Here is a 26,317-nt window from a genome sequence, read left to right on the forward strand (position 1 = left end):
GACCAGTAGGATTTCGACCATGGCGGCCACTGGATCAGAGAAGCAGGGTGAGAAGGCGTTCTACGTCTCTACCCCCATTTATTACGTCAACGACGCTCCTCACCTGGGCCACGCCTACACGACCGTCGCAGGCGACGTGCTCTCGCGCTGGCACCGTCAGCGCGGCGAGAAGGTGTGGTTCCTCACCGGCACGGACGAGCACGGTCAGAAGATCATGCGCACCGCGGACGCGAACGGCGTAAGCCCGCAGGAGTGGTGCGACAAGCTCGTCGAGGAGGCCTGGAAGCCCCTCTGGGAGCACCTGGAGATCGCGAACGACGACTTCATCCGGACCACGGAGAAGCGGCACACGGACCGTGTGCAGGAGTTCGTCCAGGACCTGTACGACAAGGGCGAGATCTACAAGGGCGGGTACGAAGGCCCGTACTGCGTGGGCTGCGAGGAGTACAAGCTCCCGGGCGAGCTGCTGGACGGCGAGGGTGAATTCGCCGGGCAGAAGCTGTGCCCCGTCCACAAGAAGCCGGTGGAGATCCTCAAGGAGGAGAACTACTTCTTCAAGCTGAGCGAGTACGGCGACAAGCTGCTCGCGCACTACGAGGCCAACCCGGACTTCATCCAGCCCGAGTCCGCGCGCAACGAGGTCCTGAACTTCGTGCGCCAGGGCCTGCAGGACCTCTCCATCTCCCGCTCCACCTTCGACTGGGGCATCCCGATCCCCTGGGACGAGAAGCACGTCATCTACGTGTGGATCGACGCGCTGCTGAACTACGCCACGGCGGTCGGCTACAACGAGAACCAGACCAAGTTCGACGAGACCTTCCCGGCGAACGTCCACCTCGTCGGCAAGGACATCCTCCGCTTCCACGCGGTCATCTGGCCCGCGATGCTGATGGCGCAGGGACTGCCGCTGCCCGGCAAGGTCGCTGCCAACGGCTGGCTGATGGTCGGCGGCGAGAAGATGTCGAAGTCGAACCTGACCGGCATCAAGCCGCAGGACCTGACCTCGCACTTCGGCGTGGACGCGTACCGCTGGTACTTCCTGCGTGCGATCGCCTTCGGCCAGGACGGCTCGTTCTCCTGGGAGGACTTCTCCGCCCGCTACACGAGCGAGCTCGCCAACGACTACGGCAACCTGGCGTCGCGCGTGGCCGCGATGGTCGGCAAGTACTTCGGCGGTGAGCTGCCGGCCTCGGCGGCCGACGGCGAGGCGGAGACGGCGGTCCATGAGGGCCTGGCCAAGGCCGTCGCGGAGGCCGATCGGAAGATCGGCGAGGAGCTGGACTTCCAGGGCGGCATCCTGGCGATCTTCGACTTCGTCAAGCAGGTCAACGGCTACATCACGGAGCAGGAGCCGTGGAAGGTCGCCAAGGACCAGTCCGAGGAGGGCCAGGCGCGCCTGGCGACGATCCTCTACACGGCAGCGGAGTCCCTCCGCGCGGTGGCGGTCCTCCTCAACCCGGTCATGCCGGACACCTCCCAGAAGCTCTGGGACTCCCTCGGTGCGGAGGCCTCCCTCGGCGCGCTCGCGGACCAGCGAATCGGCGACGCGGGCACGTGGGGCGGCCTCCCGGCAGGCACGACGGTGACGAAGGGCGCGGTACTGTTCCCGCGCCTGGAGGAGAAGCCGACGGCGTAGCCACACGTAGCAGTCCGTACGCGCATGGGCCCCGGAACCGTTTCGGTCCGGGGCCCATGGTTGGCGCGAACCATGGCGGCATCCTGTCCCAGGGCACACGTCTTCACCAGTGGTTTGTACAGGGATGAATCACTGCCTACGAAGCCAGCCGGCAAGTGCGGAGAAATCGACGTCGGTGAGACCCTCGCTCGCATCGACGCGGTGAAGCAGCGATGGCCCCTGGTGTTGTGCAGCGATCCATTGGCGGTCCATATCGCTGATCTCGTCGTCGACCCAGATGAACGGGCGGTGACCGGCCCACTCGACGAGGTGGCGGGTCTTCCAGTGCAGGCCATGTGGGCCGTCGTCGGTTGGCCCTTCAGGCCACTCCACGACAGGCAGCCTCGGCAGGCCGAGCAGCGGGGCGACGAATTCGTTCGCGTCGTCCATCCATGTAGTGGCCCATACGAGGTCACAGTCCAGTGCCATCAGACGCGGCCCCAGGGTGGGATCGAGCCGCCAAAGCAATGGGTTTCCTTGGTCAGAGAACGCCTCGGAGCCGGAAGTCGGAGGCCGGAGCCGGCTGGCCGACGGCCCGAACGGGATGAGTGGTCCGTCGACGTCGAGGAAGAGAATGGGGCGCTCCACTGAGCCGGTCACAGTCGCACGATAGCCGTACACGACCACGGTCAGGCGACTCAGTCGATCAGGTCGACCCGTACCGTCAGCAGGTTCGTGCCGACCGCCCGGACCGCTGCGCTGTTCAGTCGCGGCAAGCTCTTGAGCCGCGCCCTGGCATCGTCCTCGGGGACGAGGTGCGCAGTGCCCGTGTGCCACTTGCCCATGATCCGGACCCGGACCCTCGGGTCAGCCTGGATGTTCCGTACGTACTGCGACTTCTCGCCGTACTCCGAGACGAGCCAGAACTCACGCCCGACGCGGCGGCCGCCGACCGGTGTCCGCCGGGGCAGACCGGACTTGCGCCCCGTCGTTTCCAGGACCGTCTGGAGCGGCAGCCGCCTGGTGAGCGGGTTGGCGATGTGCCTCTGTACCCATGTGACGGCACGGAACTTGTTCTCGTCGAAGCGCGACACTGGTGGCTCTCCCGTTCGTCCGAAGCCCTGCGGTTCGGTCTTCCCCGCCAGTGTGCGGGATACCGTAGCCCGCCCGCCGACCGGGCCAGTCGTCCGTCATCGGCACATGCCGGTACGCCCGCGGATCTGGAGCAACAGGGCCGCCAGTCCGTCACGGCTGACGGTGAGTATTCGGGCGGGGTCGTCGCTCTCGCGGAGGAGCAGCGAGTCGTCGTCTCGGGCCAGTTCCACGCATTCGTTGCCTTCCCCGCCACCGGAGAACGAAGACTTCTGCCACTGGATCACGTCTTAGAGTTCCTTCGTCAATCGGCGGATAAAGTCCCGCGACTTGGCTGGCGTCACTGCTGCCTTCTCCACCCTACGGAAGAGTGTGCGCATACCCATCAGTTTGGCGGAGGCATCCACGAACACCGAGCCGTACGGCGCGTCCCGCTGCACGGTGTCCAACGCGGGCACTCGCCCACCCGCGTACAGCATCGTCGCCCCCGCCCCCGCGAAGCCGTCGACGTCGAACGGGATCACCCGCACGCTGACATTCGGCCGCTCCGACTGGCTCAGCAATTCGTCGAGTTGCGCGCGGGCCACCCGGCGGTCGGCCACACGCGTGCGTAGTACGGACTCGTGCACCAGCGCCTCGTAGGGAGCGGCCTCCTCCCTGGCGAGGACCTGCCTGCGGCGCATGCGGTGCTCCACCCGCAATTCCAGCTCGCTCTCTGGGAGTTCAGGGCCCACGTAGGCGAAAACCGCCCGTGCGTACTCCTCGGTCTGGAGCAGGCCTGGCACATGTGCCGTACCGACCACCTGCATGAAGCGTGCGTGATGCTCCAACTCCGCCAGGTCCTGAAAGACGGGCGGCAGTACGTCCCGGTACTCCTCCCACCACCCACGCGTGCGGTCCGTCGCCATCTCCACCAGCGCGTCGATCAACTCCGCGTCCGTACAGGCGTAGTGTGCGGCCAGCCGCCGAACGCGCGCCTCGCTGACGCCGGCGACTCCGGATTCGATCTGGCTCATCGTCACCGAGACCGCGCCCAGCATCCCAGCCGCCTCACGGGCAGTCAGTCCGGCCGCCTCCCGCAGTTTGCGCAGCTCACGGCCCAGTCGCTCCTGCCGAGCCGTCGGCTGTTTCCGCGGCACCCGTGCCTCCCCACACCCACAACAGCAGTCGTGCCTCTGCCAGTTCACCACCACTTCGGGTGACCAGACTACGACAATGGGTTGCGTCGGACTAACTTTAGTCTCTACCGTCAGTGACGCGACGCACACAGTGCGGCACAACCGGGACCCCGGAAGCGCACCGCCCCGTCATGCCGTGACGGCCGCGGCATTGCCACCGCCCGTCGACCGCCTCCCAGCCCACTCCCCCTCCTCCACCTGGAGATCCCGTATGCCTGAAAGCGACGACGAACACGAACCGTGGGAGTACACGCTCTACGTCCCCCACGACCCCCGCGCCGTCACCATCTGCCGCCGTACCCTCCGCCTCGTCCTCGCCCTCCACCAGCTCCCCCAGCTCGCCGAGGCCGCCGAGTTGGTGGCCAGTGAGCTGGTCAGTAACGCCGTGCGGCACACCAAGGGGCCCGCCGCCATACGGCTCCGGTGGGCGCGGGGCGTGCTGCGGGTCGGGGTCTGGGACGCGGACCCGCGGCCACCGGAGCCCGCGCCCACACCACCCGCGGTCACGGACGCGGACGCCGAGGGAGGCCGCGGCCTCAGCCTCGTCCGGGCCCGGTCCGCCGACTGGGGCTGGTACCCGCTCACCGGCACCGGCAAGTACGTCTGGTGCGAGCTCGTCGGCGCATAGATCGCGCCTCACCCCGTCGGCCCGGCGGACGTGCGTGCCCTCGACGGTCCTTCCATGCTGGAGCGGGGGCAGAGGCACGAAGAAGCCGTAGGAAACCGAAGAAGCGGAGACCTCATGAGGCTTGTCGTCGATCTCAACCGGTGCCAGGGGTACGCGCAGTGCGCCTTTCTGGCCCCCGATGTCTTCACGATGCACGGTGACGAGGCGCTGATGTACGACCCTCAGCCCGACGACGTGCAGCGCGAGCACGTGCTGCGGGCGGCGGAGGCGTGTCCGGTGAAGGCCATCACCGTGGAGGGCGGGGACGTCACCGCCTCGGTTCCGGCACGAGCGGGTGCCACCTATGCCGCTTGACGGGTACCTTCAGAGGCTGAGGCGCGAGGGCCACATCGTCGTCGTCGGTGCCTCGTTGGCGGGGCTGCGGGCCGCCGAGACGCTCCGCGAGGAGGGCTTCAGCGGGACGCTGACCATGATCGGTGACGAGCCCCACGAGCCGTACGACCGGCCGCCGCTGTCCAAGCAGGTGCTGCTCGGCAAGGTGCCGCCCGACCACACCACGCTGCCCCGCCGCCGCGCGATCGACGCGGACTGGCGGCTCGGCACCGCGGCCACCGGTCTCGACATGGGGGCCAAGCGGGTGCACCTCGCCGACGGCACCTCGGTCGAGTACGACCGGCTGCTGATCACCACCGGCGTACGGGCCCGTCCGTGGCCGAACGAGCTGGAGGCCGACCTCGACGGGGTCTTCGTCCTGCGCACCGTGGACGACGCCGCCCGCCTGCACCACCGGCTGAAGGCCGGGCCCCGCCGGGTGCTCGTCATCGGAGCCGGATTCACCGGCTCCGAGATCGCCTCCGCCTGCCGCGAGCAACAGCTGCCCGTCACGGTCGCCGAGCGCGGCCCGGCACCGCTGGTGGGTGCGCTGGGCGCCGTGATCGGGGAGGTGGCCGCGGAACTGCAGCGCGAGCACGGCGTCGACCTGCGGTGCGGTGTGCAGGTCACCGGGCTGGAGGGGGACCCGGCAGGACGTCTGCGGTGCGCCCATCTCTCGGACGGGTCCACGGTCGAGGCGGACATCGCCGTCGTGTCGCTGGGGGCCACTCGTAACACCGAGTGGCTCGCCGGATCCGGGCTGGGTGCGGGCCCGCGCGGGATCGCCTGCGACGCCGGCTGCCGCGCCTTCGACGTCCGGGGCATCGTGACCGACGACGTCTTCGTCGCCGGGGACGTCGCCCGCTCCCCGCACCCGCTGTTCGGCTACCAGTTCCTCTCCCTCGAGCACTGGGGCAACGCGGTCGCGCAGGCCGAGATCGCGGCCCACAACATGATCAACGCCAGTTCGGACCGACGCCCCCACGTGTGGACGCCGTCCTTCTGGTCCGCCCAGTTCGGCGTGAACATCAAGTCGGTCGGCGTCCCGCCCATGGGCCAGGAGATCACCGTCACCCAGGGGTCACTCGCCGACCGCTGCTTCACCGCGGTCTACGGCTTCCAGGGCCGCATGATCGCCGCCGTCACGTTCGACCAGGCGAAATGGCTGGAGTTCTACCAGCGGCAGATCGAGCAGGCCGCGCCGTTCCCGCCCCCGTACCCCAGCGTCGACCGGCGGCCGGACGGGATGCGGCCGGTATCGGCCGGCTTCCCGGACCCCTCGCTGCCCACCCACGGCCCGACCGTCACCCTCAGCGGCCACTCACCGACCGACCGGCGCGTCTCGTTCACGCCGATGCGCGCGTGACCCGCCCAGGATGCCCGCACGGACGTACGGAGGACCTCGACGCACGGAGGGACCTCGACGTACGGACGGCCTCGACGTACGGACGGCCACCGGCCGAAGCACCCGCGACTTGAGAAGGGACCCGCCATGACGTCGGTCGCACTCCTGCGCCAGATCACCGACTACGCCAACCGGGCCGACCCGTACCCCCTGTACGCCGAGCTCCGCAAAACCCCGGTGGTGCAGGACGAGGAGGGCCCCTATCTCGTCAGCACGTACTGGGAGATCAAGGAGCTGCTCCATGATCCGCGGATCAGCTCGGACGCCCGTAACCTGAGCCCGGACGCGCCCATGGGCCCGGCCCAGGACGAGGACCCGAACCTGCCGCCGACCTTCCTCAGGCTCGACCCTCCCGAGCACGACCGGCTGCGTGGACTGGCGAACCGGCCGTTCGGGCCTCCGCACAGCCCTCGGCGCGTGCACGACATGCGCAGCGAGCTCGGCGAGATCGTCTCCGGGCTCATCGACGGGCTCGGGGACCGGCAGGGAGGGGACGGGATCGACCTCGTGGACACCTTCGCGTACCCGTTCCCCGTCACGGTGATCTGCAGGCTGCTCGGTGTGCCCCGCGAGGACGAGGCACATTTCCACGAATGGGCCGACACGATCGCCGCCAGCCTCGACCCGGTCTCGGGAGAGGACCGCGAGGCGCGAATGGAGACCACCCGGAAGGCACGGGCCGACCTCGCCGTCTACCTCGCCGGCCTCATCGAGGAGCGCCGCAAGGCTCCCCGCGACGACATGCTCTCCGCCATGGCGGCGGGTCACGGTCCGGACGGTCAGCTGTCGCCCGTGGAGATGATCAGCACCGCGGCGCTGCTGCTGATCGCCGGGCACGAGACCACCGTCAACCTCATCACCAACGGGATGCTCACGCTGCTGCGCAACCCGGACGTCCTGCAGCGGCTGCGCGACGACCCCGGCCTCGCCGTGCCGCTCGTGGAGGAGCTGCTGCGGTACGAGCCGCCCGTTCAACTCCTTCCGCAGCGCACCACGCTGACCGATGTCGAGGTCGGCGGGACGATCATCCCCAAGGGCGCCTCACTGTGGCTGCTGCTCGCGTCCGGCAACCGGGACCCTCAGCGCTTCCCGGACCCCGACCGGTTCATCCCCAACCGGACCGACAACCAGCACCTGGGCCTCGGCAGCGGCATCCACAGCTGTTTCGGCGCGCCTCTCGCCCGGCTCGAGGCACAACTCGCCCTGACGGAGCTCGTCCGCCGGCTCGACAACCCCCGTCTGCTCGAGGATCCGCCCGAGTACCGCCAGAACGCGGTCCTCAGGGGCCCCCGGCATCTGAACATCGCCTTCGACGGCATCAAGTAGCACCCAGACGGCATCAAATAGCACCCAAGTAGCACTCAAGTAGCAGCTGTCGTGCGGTCGGGTCGGCGGAAGGAGGCCCAGAGCACGTAACCGCTCAGGGCCAGCACCCAGACGGGGAAGACGAGTTCGGACCAGGGGACGCTGCTGATGACGAACATCAGCACCAGTGCGGCGACGGCCCCCAGCCACTTCAGCCAGCGCGGGAACAGGCCGAGATGGTGCCCGATCACCGTGGTGGACACGGTGAACACCGCTGCCATACGCATCGCGTAGTCCCCCAGCAGTGAGACGCTGAGGTGACGCCCGAGCTCCCACGACTGCTGCTCGCCCGTCGGAGGGGAGGCACCGCCCCCTCCTGTGAGGCCGTCGACGCCGACGGCGAGTCCGAAGAGCATGGCGGCGAACAGCAGCCCGCTGCCCATAAGAAGCGTGTCGAAGAACCTGTCCTCCCCACCGTGCCCGACGTAGTCCCGTACCGCGCCCATGAACCAGAGAAAGAAGACCCCGGCGAAGGGAACGAGGCCGAGTGCGGTTTTCAGCGCGTTGCGGTGGTCCTCGTCGGCGAGCCAGTGGGCTGCGCTGTCCGCATCGACGGGGATCGCGATACGGACCAGCACCAGGGCGGTACCCAGCAGCAGCGCGAACAGGATGCCCGCGACGCCCGCTGCGCGCGGCGTTCGCAGCACCCTCGCCGGCTCCGCTTTCGCGCTCTGCATGAGCCCTCCTCCCGGCGGCCACCGCGGCACGACCACCGCTGGTGCGCCGCCGGGTCCCATCGTGCCGACCGGCGGCGTGATCGGCGGCCGGGCCGCACTCGCCGCTGAGACGATCACTCCCATGGCCCCCAGGCGGGACCCCGCCGCGGGGCGGCGGCCACATGCCGAGCGCGACGGCGATGGCCGCCGCACCGCTGATGTGGCCGCCGCCCCCCTGATGTGGCCGCCACCCCCTCACCGCATGAAGTCCCGCACAGCTGCCGCGATGCTCTCCTCGTCCAGGCCGTCGTCGGCGAGGCCGTCGTCGTTCAGCCCGCCATCGTCGGCGAGGCCGTCGTCGTTCAGCCCGCCATCGTCGGCGAGGCCGTCGTCAGGGCCGCGGTCTTCCGTACCGCGGCCTTCCGTACCGCGGCCTTCCGTACCGCGGTCTTCCGTACCGGTCTCCGAGCCGCCGGCCAGGGCGGCGCCCAAACCGTCGTCCTCGTCCTCACGGTCAACCGACCCACCGTCGTCGCGTCCGGGGCGGACCGGCTTGTCGTCGCGGTCGGTCCCCAGCGCCAGCAGGCGGTGCGGTACGTGGAGCAGGGCTTCGGCGACGTAGTGAGAGGAAGTGCCGCGGGCGCAGGGCTCGACCAGGACCACGTTCGGCTGGTCGGCGGCAAGGACCTCCGTACGGAGGCCGGCCGAGTCGAAGGGGCGGATGGTGGCCGTGTAGAGCACGGCGAGATCGAGCCCGGCCGTGGCGCGCAGCACCGGGTCGAGCAGAGGGCCGACCGCGACCACCACGCCGGAGCGGCCCTCGCGGACCGTCTCGAAGCCGCGGCCGTCGCCGAGGCCGCGCGGCTCGGAGTTGGACCGCGGTGACACATGGATGTAGGCGCGTTCGCCTCGGTCGACGGAGTCCAGGACCACACGGCGCACCTCGTCGGGGTGGCCGGGGACATGAACGGTCCAGCCGGGCCGGGAGCAGAACATCGTCAGTACGTCCGAGGCTCCATAGCCGAAAAGAAGGTTGCCGCCCGTGTCCCCGGCCGTCGGGTTGATGGCTCCGTCCGGCCCGGGGCCGGCGTCCATCAGCTCCCGGACCGTTCCGGTTAAAGCGCGCAGCATGTCGGAGTGCACGAGGGCGTCCTCCTTGCAAGTGGGGGGTTGCGGGGTGCGGCGGGGTCGATTCGACGCGTTAAGAAAGCGTCAATAAATAGGCATGGACGAATGCAGTTTTCGATTACGGCTCGGCACCGGCAGGTACCCGCTCACAAATCTCTCCCCGCCCCCCAATGCCTCGGCCCAGAGCTCACCCCGCACCAAGTGTTGAAAGTTTTACAACGTAAAAGAATGGTTGACGGTTCTTTAGTATGTCAAGGCATACCGGACGTGTCTCCGGCGCGGCCGGACGCGAGTCGCTCTGACTGCTTCACCAGCCGGGTGCCTGGCGGCGGAGCTCGCGGCAGCGACTATTCGAAGCCTCTGTCAACAGTTTCGAAGGCCTCTCGAATTCTGAGCCAAGCATTCACTCCACGTGAAGGCCGTCTGGCCGACATCCATAGGCGGGAAACTCGCCGACTCTCACATCAGGCTTTCACCGACACTTTCGAATGGCATATTCCGTGCCACGGATTCGGCCGACTCCGGGCAAGTCTGAACACTGACAGCGAAGGAATTGACACGCAGCGCGAATGATTTCGGCCATATCGTCGTGCCCGCCGGTCGGGAGTCCGCACCCCGCGTTCCGCGGTCGACATCGGGACGCCGCCGCTGCATCCGCCCACGCGGGGCAGCCGGTGTCCGCCCGCGGCAACCTGAACCTTTCCTCCCTCCCCGAAAGAGTGATCGCATTACGTCGGCGGGATAACAGACCCTTGATCCCCCTAGCTTGCGCACATGGTCACATCGGCTCACGAGGGCTCCCACCGGATCTTCCAGGAGCGTCCTGAAATCCTCGCTCCTGTCTTCGGGGTGTTGGGCATCGCATTACCCGAGAAGGCAACCGTGGACGCGATCGCCACCGACGTGACAGAGAGCAGGCCGCTGGAGCGCCGCGTGGACACCGTGCTGCGCATCGGCCCGTCCGACGGCGACGACTTCCTGCTCGCGGTCGAGGCACAGGGGCGGCGAGACGCGAAGAAGGCCTCGAGCTGGGCGTACTACGTGTCATACCTCCAAGCCAAATACGACCTGCCGGTTCTGCTGCTCGTGGTCTGCCAGGACAGGGCCACGGCCAAGTGGGCGACCGGCCCCTTCGACTGCGGCGCCCGCGGCTGGACAGCCCAGCGGACGTACCCCATGGTCATCGGGCCGGACAACCTGCCGGTGATCACCGACCAGAGGACGGCGGCGGGGAACCTCGCGATGGCGTCCTTCTCCGCACTGGTGCATGCCCGCAGCCCCCACATCGACGCCATACTGGAAGCGCTCGGCCGAGCCCTTCAGGCGACCGACGGGAAGTACACCGACTACTTCTACGAGTTCCTGGAACTGAACCTGAGGGCTACCCCTGCCGGAGACAGATGGAAGGAAATCATGTCTTTCGTCACCTACTTCCCCGGTCGGGGCACCGTCCGTGAGACCGCCTACCTCGAAGGCAAGGCCGAGGGCAAGGCCGAAGACCGTGCCTCGCTGATCCTGCGCCTCCTTGAGAAGCGCGGCATCCCCGTCACTGAGGACACCCGGGAGCGCGTCACCTCCTGCACCGACCTCGACACCCTCATCCTCTGGTTCGACCGCGCCCTCACCGCCACCACGGCCGACGAACTCTTCACCGAGGACCCAGAAGAGGCCTGAAGCCCTCCGACCGGTCCACTCCCTGAGGGGGACAGTGCGGTTCCCGCGGCCGACCCCTGCGTGTGGCCTGCGTGGATGGCGCCCGGACAACAGAAAGGGGGCGCCCGGGACCTGATCGTCCCGGGCGCCCCCGCGCGTGCAGCGGAGATGCGGTTTTACGAGGCTGAAGCCGAAGCGGGAGCCGATGCCCCCGGCTGGACGGCGTCGTCCGTGCCGTCGTGTGTGGCGTCCGGGTCGACGCCCACCGTGATGGTGGCGATGACGCCCTTCGCGATGTCGTTCTTCCTGTACTTCAGCTTGAGCAGACCACCTGCGGTGCCGCTCTGGTCGTAGATGGTGTCCTCGGTGAGTGTGGTGCGCTCGGTCGTGCTCGTGGAGTACGGCTCGACCTCGGCGGAGGCGAGGACGGCCTCCTCCTCGAAGTAGAACTGGCCCGTGTGGCAGGTGTGGCCACCCTCGTAGCCGGCGTCGGTCCACTCGCCGTCCACATGCACCTTGGTGTGGATGTGGACGCAGCGGCCCCGGTACCAGCCCGGGAAGATCGTCTTGAACTCGACACGGCCGGCGTTGTCCGTCTTCCATGTGCCGCGCAGGTAGCGCTCGTCGTCGGTGGGCTCCTCGTGGATGCCGCCCGTGCCGCCGCCGGGGGCGCCGGACGGCGGCTCACCCGTGGGCATGCCGGAGGGGTCACCCGAGGGGGCGTCGGTCGGGGCGCCGCTCGGCGGCGTGCCCGCGCCACCGCCCGTGGAGAGGCTCTCGTAACCGGAGTAGATGCCCAGCGCGTCGCAGTGCCAGATATCGACGGCCGCGTTCTTCAGCGGCTTGCACGTCTCGGAGTCGATCACCTTGAGGCGGAGGGTCAGCGGGATGCCGTCCTTGTCCTCGGTGATGTCCTGCCGGATCTTGTCGGCGTCGATGTAGTACGGGCCCTCGGTGGTCTCCGAGGTCAGCTTGTAGCAGCTCTCCGCGCTCTCCGTGCTGCCCGTGGCGTTCGCGCCGGTCGTCTCGTCCGCGAAGGCGTTGACGGCGATCCCGCCGCCGACAGCGACGGCGGCCACAGCCGCTCCGCCTGCGATGACGACCCTACGGCGCGTCATGTTCCTCTTGTGGGCCGGTCCCTGGTGCTCTGTCATGGCGGTGACGCTAGGGCTCGCGCCTGTCAGGGACATGGGAAGGCCCTGTGGGCGCGCACAGGAAACGTAGGCGCCCACAGGAAACACAGAAAACGCACGGGACGCAGAAAAGCAGCAGGGCGCCGCGCAGCCTCAGCCGCGCGGCGCCCCGGCGTCTACCGCCGCATACCGCCTACTTCTCGCCCACCGGCTTGCGCACCTGGATGTGCAGCTCCCGCAGACGGGACTCCTCCAGCTCCGTCGGCGCGCCCATCATCAGGTCCTGCGCGTTGCCGTTCAGCGGGAACGCGATCGTCTCGCGGATGTTCGGCTCGTCCGCGAGGAGCATGACGATGCGGTCGATGCCCGGGGCGATGCCGCCGTGCGGCGGGGCGCCGAAGCGGAACGCGCGCAGCATGCCGGCGAACTCGCGCTCGACCGTCTCCTCGTCGTAGCCCGCGATGCCGAAGGCCTTGAGCATGATGTCCGGCTCGTGGTTACGGATGGCGCCCGAGGACAGCTCGACGCCGTTGCAGACGATGTCGTACTGCCAGGCGAGGATGTCCAGCGGGTCCTGGGTCTCCAGGGCCTCCATGCCGCCCTGCGGCATCGAGAACGGGTTGTGCGAGAAGTCGATCTTGCCGGTGTCCTCGTCCTTCTCGAACATCGGGAAGTCGACGATCCAGCAGAAACGGAAGACGCCCTCCTCGAAGTGGCCCGCCCTACGAGCGGCTTCCACCCGCACCGCGCCCATGATCTTCGAGACCTCGTCGAACTCGCCCGCGCCGAAGAACACGGCGTGGCCGGGCTCCAGGCCGAGGCGCTCGGTGAGGACCTTGACGTTCTCCTCGGTGAGGAACTTCGCGATCGGGCCGGTCAGCGAGCCGTCCTCGGCGACGCGGACCCAGGCCAGGCCCTTGGCGCCCTGCTCGACCGCGTACTCACCGAGCTGGTCGAAGAACTTGCGGGGCTGCGACGACACGTCCGGCACGGGCAGGGCACGTACGTGCTTGCCCGCGAACGCCTTGAACTCCGAGCCCTCGAAGACGTCGGTGATGTCGACGAGCTCCAGCTGCGCGCGCAGGTCCGGCTTGTCCGAGCCGTACTTGAGCATTGCCTCGCGGAACGGGATCCGCGGGAACGGCGACGTCACATGACGGCCGCCGCCGAACTCCTCGAAGATCTCCGTCATCAGCTGCTCGATCGGCCGGAAGATGTCCTCCTGCTCGACGAAGGACATCTCCACGTCGAGCTGGTAGAACTCGCCGGGCGAGCGGTCGGCGCGGGCGTCCTCGTCGCGGAAGCAGGGCGCGATCTGGAAGTAGCGGTCGAAGCCGGAGATCATCAGCAGCTGCTTGAACTGCTGCGGCGCCTGCGGCAGGGCGTAGAACTTGCCCGGGTTCAGGCGGGAGGGGACGACGAAGTCGCGGGCGCCCTCGGGGGACGTCGCCGTGAGGATCGGCGTCGCCATCTCGTTGAAGCCCATCGCGGCCATCTTGTGACGGATCGCGGAGATGACGGCGGTGCGCAGCATGATGTTGCGGTGCATGCGCTCGCGGCGGAGGTCCAGGAAGCGGTACTCCAGGCGCCGCTCCTCGTTCACCCCGTCCTCGGTGTTGATCGTGAACGGCAGCGGGGCGGCCTCGCCGAGCACCTCGACCTCGGCGGCCTCGATCTCGATCTCGCCGGTCGGCAGGTCCGGGTTCACGTTCTCGGCGCCGCGCGAGACGACCTTGCCGTCGACGCGGACCACCGTCTCCTTGTGCAGCTTGTCCAGGGCCTCGGCGGCCGCGGTGCCGGGGCGGGCGACGAGCTGCGTGATGCCGTAGTGGTCGCGCAGATCGATGAAGAGGATGCCGCCCAGGTCTCGGCGATTGTGCAGCCAGCCGCTCAGCCGGACGTCGGTGCCGACGTCAGAGGCGCGGAGCTCGCCGCAGGTGTGGGACCTGTACCGATGCATCGTCGTTCATCCAGTCTTCGCGTCAGTGATCTGTACGATCCGTGCGATGGTCTTTGCGATTCGTGTGGACCGGCCCATCTGGATGGACCAGCCTTCCCAGGGTACCGGCCATGCCACGATCGCTTTCCGATGATTACGGGCCGGCGGCTGCTTTCCATGAATACGGGCGTGGCCGCTTCGGCGATACGGGCGTGGCGTCCTCCGCGGTGCGGGCGTGGCGGCTTCCGCCGAATGCCGAACACGGTCGGTGGCGACGCGCTGCCCGTCCTTCTTACAGTGGGGCAATGCGTACCGAAGATCCCCTGCCCCGGGTGGGGGACGTCCTGGCCGCCCTGGCGACCGGCCTGTGGCGCTGGGACAACGCGGCCGGAAAGGTCACCCTCGACGCCGAGGCCGCCCGGCTCCTCGGGCTGCCCGCGGAGCAGGTCACGCTGACCGAGGCGGCCGTGCGGTCCCGCTTCCACCCCGTCGACTGGAACGAGATCCACGGCGTCGTCCAGCTCGCCGTCGCCGAGGGGACCCTCGCCGAAGCCCGGCTACGGATCATGGACGACCAGGGCCGGGTGATCCGTACGGTACGCAGCCGCTCCAAGCCCGTCGTGCACGGCGCCCCGGGCGCGTACGAACTGATCGGCAGCATCCAGGAGGTCAGCGAGCCGCCGCCGGGTGCCGCCGCGCGCACGCCCGTGACGGGTGACTGGCGGCGCTCGCGCGAGGCGTTCCTGCTGGACGCGGGCCGGGCGCTGGCCGAGGCGCGGTCGACGGAGGAGGTGCTGCGGGTCGCCGCGGGCCTGTCGATGCCGGGATTCTCACCGGACGGGCTCGCCGTCTTCGGCGCGGAGGGCGACCGGCTGACGGTCATCGGGCACCACGGGCAGCAGCCCGGTGACGAGGGCCCCTTCGCCGCGATGTCGCTGGACACGGACTATCCGGCCGCCGAGGTGGTGCGCACCGGCCGGGCCGTCTATCTCTCGTCGCCGGAGGAGTACCGGCGCCGCTATCCGGTCTCCTGGCCGCTCGCCGAGCGCTTCGACCGCCGGTCCTGGGCCTTCCTCCCGTTGATCGTGGCGGGCCGCACGATGGGCGCCTGGATGGCGGCCTTCACGTATCCCGTGTCGTTCACGCCGGACGAGCGTTCGGTGCTGACGACCGTGGCGCGGATGCTGGCGCAGGCCCTGTCGCGGGCCGGGACCGCCGAGTCGGAGCGCCAGCTGACGGACGGCCTGCAGCGCTCGATGCTGCCCACGCTGGGGCCCGAGATCCCGGGGATGAACGTGGCGGCGCGGTACGTCCCGACGGGCGGCGGCCTGCAGGTCGGCGGCGACTGGTACGACATGATCCCGCTGCCGTCCGGCCGGATCGCGCTGGTCATCGGCGATGTGCAGGGGCATGACGTACGGGCCGCCGGGCTGATGGGGCAGCTGCGCATCGCGTTGCGCGCCTATGCCTCCGAGGGACACCGCCCGGACGCGGTGCTCTCCCGCGCCAGCCGCTTCCTGTACGGCATCACGGACACCTTCACCTACGGCTCCACCGGTGGTTCCGACAGGGCCGAGGAGCACGAACCGCGCTTCGCGACCTGCCTCTACGTGGAGGCGGACCCCAAGACCGGCGTCCTGGAGATCGCCCGAGCCGGCCATCCCGACCCCGCGATACGCATGGCCGACGGCACCGTGCTGAAACGGCCCACCGTCGGTGGTCTGCCGCTGGGCGTCGACCCGGACGTGGACTACCCGATGACCCAGTTCGCCCTCGAACCGGGCGAGACCATGCTGATCTGCACGGACGGACTGATCGAGACCGGCGGCCACGACCTGGAGACCGGCTGGTCCCGGATCCGCTCCATCCTGGAGGAGCACCGGCCCGAGACCCCCGAGGGCCTCGAGAGCACCAAGGGCCTCGAGGAACTCGCCGACGTACTGGTGCAGGCCGTGCACGGCCCCTCGTCCCACCACACGACCGGCCCGCTGGCGGACCGCCGCGAGGACGACATCGCGGTCCTGCTGCTGCACAGGAGCAGCGAGCCGGGACGGGTCACGGCCGGGCGGCGCACCGTGCTGACGATCGCGCAGGCGGAGCCGGAGCGGGTCGCGGGAGCCCGCCAGCAGATGCGCGAGATGCTGCACGACTGGGCGGACGGCGACCAGGTCGACTCGGCGGTCCTGCTGGTCTCCGAGCTGCTGACGAACGTCCTCGTCCACACGGACAGCCACGCGCTGATGGTCGCCGAGGTCATCGGTGAGGAGGGCGCCCGCCGTATGCGGATCGAGGTGACGGACGCCAGCGACGACCTCCCGCACAAACGCCGGCCCGGCGAGCTGGCCTCGTCCGGCCGCGGTCTGCTGCTGATGGAGCTCCTCGCGGGCAGCTGGGGCGTCGATCCGCGGGGCGAGGGCAAGAGCATCTGGTTCGAGTTCTACGAGTCGGCCGGGCCGGACGGAGGTCCGGTGGTCGGCCCCGGTCCGGTGGTCGGCCCCGGTCCGGTGGACGGCGAAGGCCCGGTGGACGGCGGGGATGCGGTGGACGGCGACGGCCCCTTGGCGTAACGGGCGCGCAGCGCGCCGATCACGCCGAACACGGCGGCGATCAGCGGGACGGCCAACAGGATGCCGAGGATGCCCGCGACGGAAGCGCCCGCGGTGATCGCCAGCAGCACGGCCGCCGGGTGCATCTGCACCGTCCGGCTCTGGACGATCGGCTGCAGCACATGCCCTTCGAGCACCTGCACGGCGAGAACGACGCCGAGCGCCCACAGCGCGATCACGAAGCCGCGGTCGGCGAGAGCCACGAGGATGGCGACCGCCCCGGAGAGGAACGCCCCGAGATACGGGATGTAGGCGCCGACGAAGACGAGCGCACCGAGCCCGACGGCCCCCGGCACGCGCAGGACCAGCAGCCCGATCGTGATGAGGACGGCGTCGATGAGCGCAATGAACGTGGTCCCGCGCATGAATCCCTCGACGGCCCGGAAGCCGAGACGCGCCATCGACTCGACGGTTTCGCCCGTACCGCCCGGCGACAGCGACCGCAATGCCGCCGACACCCGGTTCGAGTCGCGCAGGAAGAAGAAGACGAGCAGCAGCGCGAGCACGGCCATGGCCATGGTCTCGGCCACCACGCTGATTCCGCTGACCACGCCGGAGGCGGCGGTTCCGCCGAACCTGCCAAGCAGTTCCCTGGCGTTGGCCGCGACGTCCTCGAGCGACGTCCCGGCCGCACCGAAGTACCGCGACAGATCGGCGGCGGCCTTCCGTACGGACGCGAGGATCTGGTCGCCCGTCTCGATCAGCGACCGGACGACGAGGTAGATCGCGCCGCCGACCACGGCGAGGACCGCGGCACAGGTGATCGCGGCCGCGAGCGAACGGTTCACCTTCACCCGCACCAGACGCCGGTACAGCGGCCGCAGCAGCGCGGTCCCGAGCAGCGCCAGCAGCACCGGGACGACGGCTGTCCGGAACACCATGCACAGCCAGATCCCGACGGCGGCCACGGCCATGACGAGCAGGATGACGACGCACCACGCGGCTGTGCGGCGCGCGGGTTCGGGCAGGAGGGCGGGCGGCGTTACGGGGGTCTGCACACCGTCCACCCGACCACGGGCCGGACCGGGCGGCGCGGCAGCGGCCTCCGGCCGGGTGACGGACAGTCAGCACCCCGGCCGGAGGCCGCACCGTAAAACCCGGGCACCCCTGGGGGCTTCGCCCCCAGACCCCCGATCGCTACATCCCGTGCACCGCCGGGATCGTGCCCAGCCGGCCCTTCTGGAAGTCCTCGAAGGCCTGCTGGAGCTCCTCGCGGGTGTTCATCACGAACGGCCCGTAGTGCGCCATCGGCTCACGGATCGGCTGCCCGCCGAGCAGCACGACCTCGAGGTCGGGGGTGTGCGAGTCCTGCTTCTCATCCGCACGGATGGTCAGCGAGGAGCCCGCGCCGAAGACCGCGGTCTGCCCGGTGTGCACGGGACGCCGGTCCGTACCGACCGTGCCGCGCCCGGCCAGGACGTACGCCAGGCCGTTGTAGTCCTCGCGCCACGGCAGGGTCGCCTCGGCGCCCGGCCGGATGGTCGCGTGGACCATCGTGATCGGGGTGTGCGTGATGCCGGGACCCTCGTGCCCGTCGAGCCCACCCGCGATGATGCGCAGCAGCCCGCCGCCGTCCTCTGTGGTGAGCAGCTTGACCTGGCCACCGCGGATGTCCTGGTAGCGCGGGTCCTTCATCTTGTCCTTGGCGGGCAGGTTCACCCACAGCTGGAGGCCATGGAAGAGGCCGCCGGACATGACCAGGGACTCCGGCGGGGACTCGATGTGCAGCAGCCCTGAGCCCGCGGTCATCCACTGGGTGTCCCCGTTGGTGATGGTGCCGCCACCGCCGTTGGAGTCCTGGTGGACGAAGGTGCCGTCGATGATGTACGTGACGGTCTCGAAGCCCCGGTGCGGGTGCCACGGCGTGCCCTTGGGCTCGCCCGGCGCGTACTCCACCTCGCCCATCTGGTCCATCATGATGAACGGGTCCAGGTACTTGTAGTTGATCCCGGCGAACGCACGGCGCACCGGGAAGCCCTCGCCCTCGAATCCGCTCGGTGCCGTCGTCACCGTGAGCACGGGACGGGCCACGGCGTCAGCCGACGCCACCACACGGGGCAGGGTCAGCGGGTTCTCGATCGTCACTGCAGGCATGTCGGGACCTCCTTTACCTCTACATTAGTTGAATGTAGAACTTTCTGCCACCCAGAACGACGGACGCCCGGAGGGAATTCCCTCCGGGCATCGGGTGCGACAGGGGCGCGGGCCTACAGGGGCCCCGCAGGGGCGACGGCGTCTAGCCGTACATACGGCGCATCGCGAAGTCGACCATCTGCTCGACCGCCTTGGCGTCGAAGACCATCCGGTGCTCGCCCTCCATGTCGAGGACGAAGCCGTACCCGGTGGGCAGGAGATCGATCACCTCGGCGCCGGTGATCACGAAGTACTTGGACTCCTTGCCGGCGTACCTGCGCAGTTGCTTGAGGGAGGTGAACATCGGGATCACGGGCTGCTGGGTGTTGTGCAGCGCGAGGAAGCCCGGGTTGTCACCGCGCGGGCAGTAGACCTTCGAGGTCGCGAAGATCTGCTGGAAGTCCTCGGCGGACATCGACCCCGTGGTGAAGGCCCGCACGGCGTCCGCGAGGGAGGGCGGCGAGGGCTCCGGGTAGAGCGGCGGCTGCTGGCCGTAACCCTGCTGGGGCGGCGGGGCGTACTGCTGCTGGGCGCCCTGGTTCTGCTCGTACCCGTACATGGCGCACAGCGTACCGAGAGCGGCGGGTCGGGTGGGGCGGTACGGCCCCGCACCAGGAGCCCGAAGCGAGCGGACTCGCTGAGGGAGTTCACAGAAACGGCTGTGGCTGCTCACAGGGGGCACTCATAGCATCCGTCGCATCAGCGGGCAATCAGCACGCATAGCGAACGATCAGGCGCACAGAACAATCAGGCACAGAAAGCAGGGGGCACAGCCATGCACGAAGAAATCCACGACCACGACAGAGGTCTCTCCTTCGACCTCCCGGTCCTCGCCCGCCGCCGGATGATCCGGCTGATGGCCGGTGCGAGCCTGATCCCGCTGGTGGGCTGCGCCGCCGAGGACGAGGCCTCCTCTTCGTCCTCGTCCTCCACCTCGGCCGCCTCCACCTCGTCCGGCGGCTCGTCCTCCTCGTCCGCGAGCTGCGAGACCATCCCGAACGAGACGGCCGGCCCGTACCCCGGCGACGGCTCGAACGGCGTGAACGTCCTGAAGGAGAGCGGTGTCGTCCGCAGCGACATCACGTCCAGCTTCGGCGACTCGGCGGGCGGCACCGCCGAGGGCGTGCCCCTGACCATCACGCTCACGGTCGTCGACGCCGCCTCCGGCTGCGGCACGCCCAAGAAGGGCGCCGCCGTCTACCTCTGGCACTGCGACCGGGAGGGCAACTACTCCCTGTACTCCGAGGGCGTCACGGACGAGAACTACCTGCGGGGCGTCCAGGAGACCGACGACAAGGGCCAGGTCACCTTCAAGAGCATCTTCCCGGCCTGCTACTCGGGCCGCTGGCCGCACATCCACTTCGAGGTCTACGGAAGCCTGGAGGACGCCACGGCGGCCACGTCGATCACGAACACCTCGCAGCTCGCGCTGCCGAAGGACGTCTGCGACACGGTGTACGCGACCGACGGCTACAGCCAGAGCGTGGAGAACCTCAGCCGGCTCTCGCTGGAGTCGGACAACATCTTCAGCGACGGCTACGACCAGCAGATGGCGACGGTGAAGGGCAGCGTCGAGAAGGGCTACACGGCGACGCTCACGGTTCCGGTCTGAGCAGGCCAGTGCCGGTCTGAGCAGACCGGTGGCGGTCCGAGCAGCGGTTCGGGAGGGTCCGGCGCGAGCCGGCGGACGCGTAACGCGTCACAGATGCCCGATAGGGGTTGCTTTTTATTACCGACGGGTAGCATCATCCTAGCTACTTGCTGGTACGTGTATGAGGAACCCTCCCGAACTGCTAACGGAGCCGTCGCCATGGGGCACTACAAGTCGAATCTCCGCGACATCGAGTTCAACCTCTTCGAGGTGCTCGGGCGCGACAAGCTGTACGGCACCGGCCCGTTCGCGGAGATGGACACCGACACCGCCAAGAGCATCCTCGACGAGCTGACCCGGCTCGCGGAGAACGAGCTGGCCGAGTCCTTCGCGGACGCCGACCGCAACCCGCCGGTGTTCGACCCCGAGACCAACACCGCCCCCGTCCCGGCGTCCTTCAAGAAGTCCTACAAGGCCTTCATGGACTCCGAGTACTGGCGCCTGGGCCTGCCCGAGGAGATCGGCGGCACCACCGCCCCGCCGTCGCTGATCTGGTCGTACGCGGAGCTGATCCTCGGCGCGAACCCGGCGGTCTGGATGTACTCGTCCGGCCCCGCGTTCGCCGGGATCCTCTTCGACGAGGGCAACGAGGTCCAGAAGAAGATCGCGCAGATAGCGGTGGAGCGGACCTGGGGCTCCACGATGGTGCTCACCGAGCCGGACGCCGGTTCGGACGTCGGCGCGGGCCGCACCAAGGCGATCCAGCAGGAGGACGGCTCCTGGCACATCGAGGGCGTGAAGCGCTTCATCACGTCCGGTGAGCACGACATGGAGGAGAACATCCTCCACTACGTCCTCGCCCGTCCCGAGGGCGCGGGCCCGGGCACCAAGGGCCTGTCCCTCTTCCTCGTCCCGAAGTACCTCTTCGACTTCGAGACCGGCGAGCTGGGCGAGCGCAACGGCGTCTACGCCACGAACGTCGAGCACAAGATGGGCCTCAAGGCCTCCAACACCTGCGAGATGACGTTCGGCGACCGCCACCCCGCCAAGGGCTGGCTGATCGGCGACAAGCACGACGGCATCCGCCAGATGTTCCGCATCATCGAGTTCGCCCGCATGATGGTCGGCACGAAGGCGATCTCCACGCTCTCGACGGGCTACCTCAACGCCCTCGAGTACGCCAAGGAGCGCGTCCAGGGCCCCGACCTGGCGAACTTCATGGACAAGACCGCGCCCAAGGTCACCATCACGCACCACCCGGACGTGCGCCGCTCGCTGATGACGCAGAAGGCGTACGCGGAGGGCATGCGCGCCCTGGTCCTGCACACCGCGGCTGTCCAGGACGAGATCGCGGTCAAGGGGGCGGCGGGCGAGGACACCTCTCAGCTGCACGCGCTCAACGACCTGCTCCTGCCGATCGTGAAGGGCTACGGCTCCGAGAAGGGTTACGAGCAGCTCGCGCAGTCCCTGCAGACCTTCGGCGGCTCCGGCTTCCTGCAGGAGTACCCGATCGAGCAGTACATCCGCGACGCCAAGATCGACACCCTCTACGAGGGCACCACCGCGATCCAGGGCCAGGACTACTTCTTCCGGAAGATCGTCCGCAACCAGGGCGCCGCGCTGAACTCGCTCGCCGAGGAGATCAAGAAGTTCCTCGCGGTCGGCACCGGCGGCGAGGAGCTGGCCGCGGCCCGCGACTCGCTCGCCAAGGCGGCCGTCGAGCTCGAGGCGATCGTCGGCGTCATGCTGACCGACCTCGCGGCCACCGAGCAGGACGTCAAGAACATCTACAAGGTGGGCCTCAACACCACCCGCCTGCTGCTGGCCTCGGGTGACGTGGTCGTCGGCTACCTGCTGCTGCGGGGCGCCGCCGTGGCCGCCGAGAAGCTCCCGACCGCCTCCGCCAAGGACAAGGCGTTCTACACGGGCAAGATCGCGGCCGCGAAGTTCTTCGCCGCCAACATCCTGCCGGGCGTCGCCGTCCAGCGTCAGCTGGCCGAGGCCGTCGAGCTGGACCTGATGGACATCGACGAGGCAGCCTTCTAGTCAACCCGGCTACAGACGCCCCCCTTTACGAGGGCCCGCTTCCCACCCCCGGGAGCGGGCCCTCGTACGTCGTTAAGGTGATCCCATGACCTCTCCTGTCCGCTTCGACCGCGGCCACACCGACGACCTCATGTCCTTCCTGACGGCAAGCCCGTCGCCGTACCACGCTGTGGCCAGCGCCGCCGAGCGGCTGGAGAAGGCGGGCTTCCGGCAGGTCTCGGAGACCGACGCCTGGGAGGGGTCGACCGGCGGGAAGTACGTGCTGCGCGGCGGCGCGATCGTCGCGTGGTACGTGCCGGAGGGCGCCGCACCGCATACACCGTTCCGGATCGTCGGCGCGCACACCGACTCGCCGAACCTGCGGGTCAAGCCGCTGCCCGACACCGGAGCCCACGGCTGGCGGCAGATCGCTGTCGAGATCTACGGCGGGCCGTTGCTCAACTCCTGGCTGGACCGTGACCTCGGCATCGCGGGACGGCTCTCGCTGCGGGACGGCTCGAATGTGCTGGTCAACGTCGACCGGGCGCTGCTGCGCGTACCGCAGCTGGCCATCCATCTCGACCGGTCGGTGCACACCGAGGGCCTCAAGCTCGACAAGCAGAAGCATCTGCAGCCGATCTGGGGTCTGGGCGAGCCCGGCGAGGGCGGCCTGATCCGCTTCCTGGAGGACGAGAACGGGATCGAGCCGGGCGAGGTCACCGGCTGGGACCTGATGGTCCACTCGATCGAGCGGCCTTCCTATCTCGGCCGCGACCGGGAGCTGATGGCCGGGCCGCGCCTGGACAACCTGCTGTCCGTGCACGCGGGCACGGCGGCGCTCGCGGCGGTGGCGGGCTCCGCGACGTCGGGCGCCGACCTCCGTTCTGCGAAGCAGACAGACAAACTCAGCATCCCGGTGCTGGCCGCCTTCGACCACGAGGAGAACGGGTCCCAGTCCGACACCGGCGCGGACGGCCCGCTGCTGGGCTCGGTCCTCGAGCGGTCGGTGTTCGCGCGCGGCGGTTCGCTCGAGGACCGGGCGCGCGCCTTCGCGGGGACGGTGTGCCTGTCCTCCGACACAGGCCACGCCGTCCACCCCAACTACGCGGAGCGGCACGACCCGACGCACCACCCGCGCGCGAACGGCGGACCGATCCTCAAGGTCAACGTCAACAACCGCTACGCGACGGACGGTTCGGGCCGTGCCGTGTTCGCGGCGGCGTGTGAGAAGGCCGGCGTCCCCTTGCAGTCCTTCGTCTCGAACAACTCGATGCCGTGCGGCACGACGATCGGCCCGATCACCGCCGCCCGGCACGGCATCAAGACCGTCGACATCGGCGTCGCGATCCTGTCGATGCACAGCGCCCGCGAATTGTGCGGCGCGGACGACCCGTTCCTGCTGGCGAACGCGCTGGTGGCGTTCCTGGAGGGCTGAGGGCCCACGTCAGCGACTTTCAAGTCGCCGCCTCCGCATGGCCGTTCGGGCTCGGGGTACTCGACCTCGGCCTTGAACAGACATACGGGACCTCAGAGCAGGGAGGCGAGACCTATGGGCCTGGGCGGATGCATCATCCTGATCGCCGCGGGGGCCATCCTCACGTTCGCGACCGACTGGGACATGCAGGGCGTGAACCTCGACGTGGTCGGGATCATCCTCATGGCCGTCGGCCTCATCGGCGTGGCCACGTTCAGCAGCATCGCAAGGCGCCGCCGCGTACTGATGCCACCGGGTTCCCCGGTGGTGGAGGAAGAGCGGCACCATCACCATGGGCGCGGGTACGGCGGGTACGAGTGACGTACACACCGCTGCGGGCGGTGGGCCCGCCGGTACCGCTGTGGGCAATCGTTCCGCTGGGGCAATGGGGGAGGGTGGGCACAGCACCACGACGGCGGGTAACCCGACGTCGTACGGTGCCCACCCGGGCGCACGTCAGCCCGCGTCCATGCCGGCCAGAACGAGCGGCAACCGCCCGACCCCGCCCGCCGCAAGCCGAACCGGCACCCCCCAGTCCTGCTGGTGCACATGGCACGCGGGGTACTCATTGGCGGGATCGTCATCGCACGACGCCGCCATGGCGGACACATGCAACACCCCCTCCGCCACAGAGGGATTGAGCTCGAGCACCCGCTCGAGATCGGTCCCCGCCCCGTCCCCCGCAAGCAGCAACTCCGGCGGCGTGGAAGACACAAGCAGCCTCGTCGACGGCCCGTACCGCGTATCCAGCTTCTGCCCGGCCGGCGCCTGGAAGATCACGTCCAGCTGAAGCTTGCCGGGGGCGACCTCGGTCGCGGCCCGCTGCGTACGGTGGGCGACCGACTCGACCCGTACGGCCTCCTCCGGCAGCCGCAGCCGCGTCAGCCGGTGGCGGGCCGACTCGACGACCACGATGTCGCCGGACTCGGCAAGCAGCACGGCATCGCTCGGCTCCCGCAGATCAGTGGCGAGCGTGGTCACCTCGCCCGTCGCCGGGTCGTACCGGCGCAGGGCGTGGTTGTACGTGTCGCTGACGGCGACGGAGCCGTCGGGGAGGGCGGTGACGCCGAGCGGGTGCTGGAACAGGGCCTGCTCGGCGGCCCCGTCGCGGTGCCCGAAGTCGAACAGGCCGGTACCGACGGCGGTGTGCACAGAATCGTCCCGGTCCACCCAGCGCAGCGCCGATGTCTCGGAGTCGGCCAGCCACAGCCGCTCCCCGTCCACCGACACGGCAAGACCGGACGGCTGCGCGAACCATGCCTCGGCGCCGGGACCATCGACCAGACCCTCGTTGGTCGTACCGGCCGCGACGGCCACGGCCTCGTCCGCCGGGTCGTACGTCCACAGCTGGTGGACGCCGGCCATCGCGATCCACACCTTGCCGCCGAAGACGGCCACGTCCCAGGGCGATGAGAGGTCGACCTCGCGGGCGGGGCCGCTCGTCGGGGAGCCCTGCCACCACTGGCGGCCGGTCCCGGCGAGCGTCGTGACCGCGCCCGTGGCGAGGTCGAGGCGGCGCAGCGCGTGGTTCACGGTGTCCGCGACCACGACCGCCGCGCCGTCGTCGATCAGCGCCAGACCCTGCGGCTCGCTGAAGGCCGCCGCCTCCGCCGGTCCGTCGGCGAAACCGCGCTCGCCCGAGCCGATACGGCGCCCGACGCTCTCGCCGTCGGCGGCCAGCTCCACCAGCTGGTGCCGGGTCGTGTCGCTGACCAGGAAGTTCCCGGACGGCAGGAGCAGCGCCTTGCCGGGAAAGCGCAGGTCGGTCGCGACGGGCTCCGGCGGTACGTACGGCCCGTCGCCGCGCCGCAGCGTGCCCTTCGCCTCGTGCTCGGCCTCCAGCTCCTCGACCAGCTTCGCGATCGCGTGCGCATGGCCCTCGCCGGCGTGCTGCGCGACGACGTACCCCTCGGGGTCGATGACGACGAGGGTGGGCCAGGCACGGACCGCGTACTGCTTCCAGGTGGCGAGCTCGGGGTCGTCGAGCACCGGGTGCTCCACGCCGTACCGCTCGACGGCGTCCACGACGGCCTGGTGCTCGGCCTCGTGCACGAACTTCGGCGAGTGCACGCCGATGATCACGACGGTGTCGCGGTGCTTCTCCTCAAGCTCGCGCAGCTCGTCGAGGACGTGCAGGCAGTTGATGCAACAAAAGGTCCAGAAATCCAAAACGACGATGCGTCCCCGCAGGTCAGCGAGGGTGTACTGCTGGTCGCCGGTGTTGAGCCAGCCGCCCTTGCCGATCAGCTCGGGGGCACGGACACGGGCGCGGCGCGGCTGCGCGGAGGAGACGTCGTTCATCCCTCAAGGGTGCCATCCCTTTC

The 26,317-nt window shown here is 69.3% G+C and carries 22 protein-coding genes and 1 pseudogene; 11 read left to right on the forward strand and 12 right to left on the reverse strand.

Annotated features, from left to right (window positions below; all coding sequences use genetic code 11):
• Positions 1-19 precede the first annotated feature (19 nt).
• A complete protein-coding gene (metG, locus tag H1D24_RS05455) occupies positions 20-1,636 on the forward strand; it encodes a methionine--tRNA ligase (RefSeq protein ID WP_181656210.1) in 1,617 nt (538 codons plus the stop codon).
• Between the two features lie 129 nt (positions 1,637-1,765).
• Here the strand turns inward: metG and H1D24_RS05460 are convergent, their stop codons facing one another.
• The 4 genes from H1D24_RS05460 to H1D24_RS05475 all read right to left on the reverse strand — a co-directional run bounded on the left by H1D24_RS05460 (position 1,766) and on the right by H1D24_RS05475 (position 3,846).
• On the reverse strand, positions 1,766-2,275 hold the full coding sequence (locus H1D24_RS05460; protein WP_181656211.1) for an HAD domain-containing protein: 510 nt from the start codon (positions 2,273-2,275) through the stop codon (positions 1,766-1,768).
• A 38-nt stretch (positions 2,276-2,313) separates the two neighbouring features.
• Positions 2,314-2,709 (reverse strand): nitroreductase/quinone reductase family protein, encoded by a 396-nt coding sequence (locus H1D24_RS05465; RefSeq protein WP_181656212.1) that lies wholly within the window; start codon positions 2,707-2,709, stop codon positions 2,314-2,316.
• 96 nt (positions 2,710-2,805) lie between these two features.
• Positions 2,806-2,994, reverse strand: coding sequence for a DUF397 domain-containing protein (locus tag H1D24_RS05470; protein WP_181656213.1), 189 nt, complete (start codon positions 2,992-2,994; stop codon positions 2,806-2,808).
• A gap of 3 nt (positions 2,995-2,997) precedes the next feature.
• Positions 2,998-3,846: a helix-turn-helix domain-containing protein gene (locus H1D24_RS05475; protein ID WP_181656214.1), complete on the reverse strand. Its 849-nt coding sequence runs from the start codon at positions 3,844-3,846 to the stop codon at positions 2,998-3,000.
• Between the two features lie 250 nt (positions 3,847-4,096).
• Between H1D24_RS05475 and H1D24_RS05480 the strand changes: the two genes are divergently transcribed.
• The 4 genes from H1D24_RS05480 (at position 4,097) to H1D24_RS05495 (ending at position 7,616) form a co-directional block, all read left to right on the forward strand.
• Positions 4,097-4,513 (forward strand): ATP-binding protein, encoded by a 417-nt coding sequence (locus tag H1D24_RS05480; protein ID WP_181656215.1) that lies wholly within the window; start codon positions 4,097-4,099, stop codon positions 4,511-4,513.
• Between the two features lie 114 nt (positions 4,514-4,627).
• Positions 4,628-4,867 carry a ferredoxin gene (locus H1D24_RS05485; RefSeq protein WP_181656216.1) on the forward strand — a complete coding sequence of 80 codons (240 nt, stop codon included), beginning with the start codon at positions 4,628-4,630 and terminating at the stop codon, positions 4,865-4,867.
• Complete coding sequence (locus H1D24_RS05490; RefSeq protein ID WP_181656217.1) at positions 4,857-6,251, forward strand: NAD(P)/FAD-dependent oxidoreductase; 1,395 nt, start codon at positions 4,857-4,859, stop codon at positions 6,249-6,251. Before H1D24_RS05485 ends, H1D24_RS05490 begins: the two co-directional genes overlap by 11 nt.
• A gap of 126 nt (positions 6,252-6,377) precedes the next feature.
• A complete protein-coding gene (locus H1D24_RS05495) occupies positions 6,378-7,616 on the forward strand; it encodes a cytochrome P450 (RefSeq protein WP_181656218.1) in 1,239 nt (412 codons plus the stop codon).
• A 35-nt stretch (positions 7,617-7,651) separates the two neighbouring features.
• On the opposite strand, the gene H1D24_RS05500 is transcribed toward H1D24_RS05495, so the two are convergent.
• Both H1D24_RS05500 and H1D24_RS05505 read right to left on the reverse strand, forming a co-directional pair.
• The gene (locus H1D24_RS05500; RefSeq protein ID WP_181656219.1) at positions 7,652-8,332 is read right to left on the reverse strand and encodes a hypothetical protein; all 681 of its coding nucleotides are present in this window, start codon (positions 8,330-8,332) and stop codon (positions 7,652-7,654) included.
• Between the two features lie 234 nt (positions 8,333-8,566).
• A complete protein-coding gene (locus H1D24_RS05505; RefSeq protein WP_181656220.1) occupies positions 8,567-9,454 on the reverse strand; it encodes a hypothetical protein in 888 nt (295 codons plus the stop codon).
• 759 nt (positions 9,455-10,213) lie between these two features.
• Here H1D24_RS05505 and H1D24_RS05510 point away from each other — a divergent pair.
• A complete protein-coding gene (locus H1D24_RS05510) occupies positions 10,214-11,113 on the forward strand; it encodes an RpnC/YadD family protein (RefSeq protein ID WP_181656221.1) in 900 nt (299 codons plus the stop codon).
• Between the two features lie 155 nt (positions 11,114-11,268).
• Here H1D24_RS05510 and H1D24_RS05515 read toward each other — a convergent pair whose 3' ends face one another.
• Positions 11,269-12,246 carry an intradiol ring-cleavage dioxygenase gene (locus H1D24_RS05515; protein WP_181656222.1) on the reverse strand — a complete coding sequence of 326 codons (978 nt, stop codon included), beginning with the start codon at positions 12,244-12,246 and terminating at the stop codon, positions 11,269-11,271.
• Between the two features lie 172 nt (positions 12,247-12,418).
• A complete protein-coding gene (gene aspS / locus H1D24_RS05520; protein WP_181656223.1) occupies positions 12,419-14,185 on the reverse strand; it encodes an aspartate--tRNA ligase in 1,767 nt (588 codons plus the stop codon).
• 284 nt (positions 14,186-14,469) lie between these two features.
• On the opposite strand from aspS, the gene H1D24_RS05525 reads away from it, so the two are divergent.
• Positions 14,470-16,731, forward strand: a complete 2,262-nt coding sequence (locus H1D24_RS05525) for a SpoIIE family protein phosphatase (protein WP_181656224.1) — start codon at positions 14,470-14,472, stop codon at positions 16,729-16,731.
• On the opposite strand, the pseudogene H1D24_RS05530 reads toward H1D24_RS05525, so the two are convergent.
• The 3 genes and pseudogenes from H1D24_RS05530 to H1D24_RS05540 form a co-directional block, all read right to left on the reverse strand.
• Positions 16,656-17,684 (reverse strand): annotated as a pseudogene (locus H1D24_RS05530) (AI-2E family transporter); the annotation flags it as partial. The gene H1D24_RS05525 and the pseudogene H1D24_RS05530 overlap by 76 nt on opposite strands.
• A gap of 223 nt (positions 17,685-17,907) precedes the next feature.
• Positions 17,908-18,864, reverse strand: coding sequence for a pirin family protein (locus H1D24_RS05535; protein ID WP_181656225.1), 957 nt, complete (start codon positions 18,862-18,864; stop codon positions 17,908-17,910).
• A 142-nt stretch (positions 18,865-19,006) separates the two neighbouring features.
• Positions 19,007-19,462 carry an SseB family protein gene (locus H1D24_RS05540; RefSeq protein WP_067274313.1) on the reverse strand — a complete coding sequence of 152 codons (456 nt, stop codon included), beginning with the start codon at positions 19,460-19,462 and terminating at the stop codon, positions 19,007-19,009.
• 216 nt (positions 19,463-19,678) lie between these two features.
• Between H1D24_RS05540 and H1D24_RS05545 the strand changes: the two genes are divergently transcribed.
• From H1D24_RS05545 to H1D24_RS05560, 4 genes are all read left to right on the forward strand, one after another.
• Positions 19,679-20,515: an intradiol ring-cleavage dioxygenase gene (locus H1D24_RS05545; protein ID WP_181656226.1), complete on the forward strand. Its 837-nt coding sequence runs from the start codon at positions 19,679-19,681 to the stop codon at positions 20,513-20,515.
• Between the two features lie 198 nt (positions 20,516-20,713).
• The gene (locus H1D24_RS05550) at positions 20,714-22,540 is read left to right on the forward strand and encodes an acyl-CoA dehydrogenase (RefSeq protein WP_181656227.1); all 1,827 of its coding nucleotides are present in this window, start codon (positions 20,714-20,716) and stop codon (positions 22,538-22,540) included.
• A gap of 85 nt (positions 22,541-22,625) precedes the next feature.
• Positions 22,626-23,954 carry a M18 family aminopeptidase gene (locus tag H1D24_RS05555; RefSeq protein ID WP_181656228.1) on the forward strand — a complete coding sequence of 443 codons (1,329 nt, stop codon included), beginning with the start codon at positions 22,626-22,628 and terminating at the stop codon, positions 23,952-23,954.
• Between the two features lie 114 nt (positions 23,955-24,068).
• Positions 24,069-24,314 (forward strand): DUF6458 family protein, encoded by a 246-nt coding sequence (locus tag H1D24_RS05560; RefSeq protein WP_181656229.1) that lies wholly within the window; start codon positions 24,069-24,071, stop codon positions 24,312-24,314.
• Positions 24,315-24,449: 135 nt separating this feature from the next.
• Here the strand turns inward: H1D24_RS05560 and H1D24_RS05565 are convergent, their stop codons facing one another.
• A complete protein-coding gene (locus H1D24_RS05565) occupies positions 24,450-26,294 on the reverse strand; it encodes a thioredoxin-like domain-containing protein (RefSeq protein WP_181656230.1) in 1,845 nt (614 codons plus the stop codon).
• Between the last annotated feature and the right edge of the window lie 23 nt (positions 26,295-26,317).

Origin of the sequence: Streptomyces himalayensis subsp. himalayensis, from assembly GCF_013778455.1 — a bacterium.
Taxonomy (GTDB): Bacteria; Actinomycetota; Actinomycetes; order Streptomycetales; family Streptomycetaceae; genus Streptomyces; species Streptomyces himalayensis.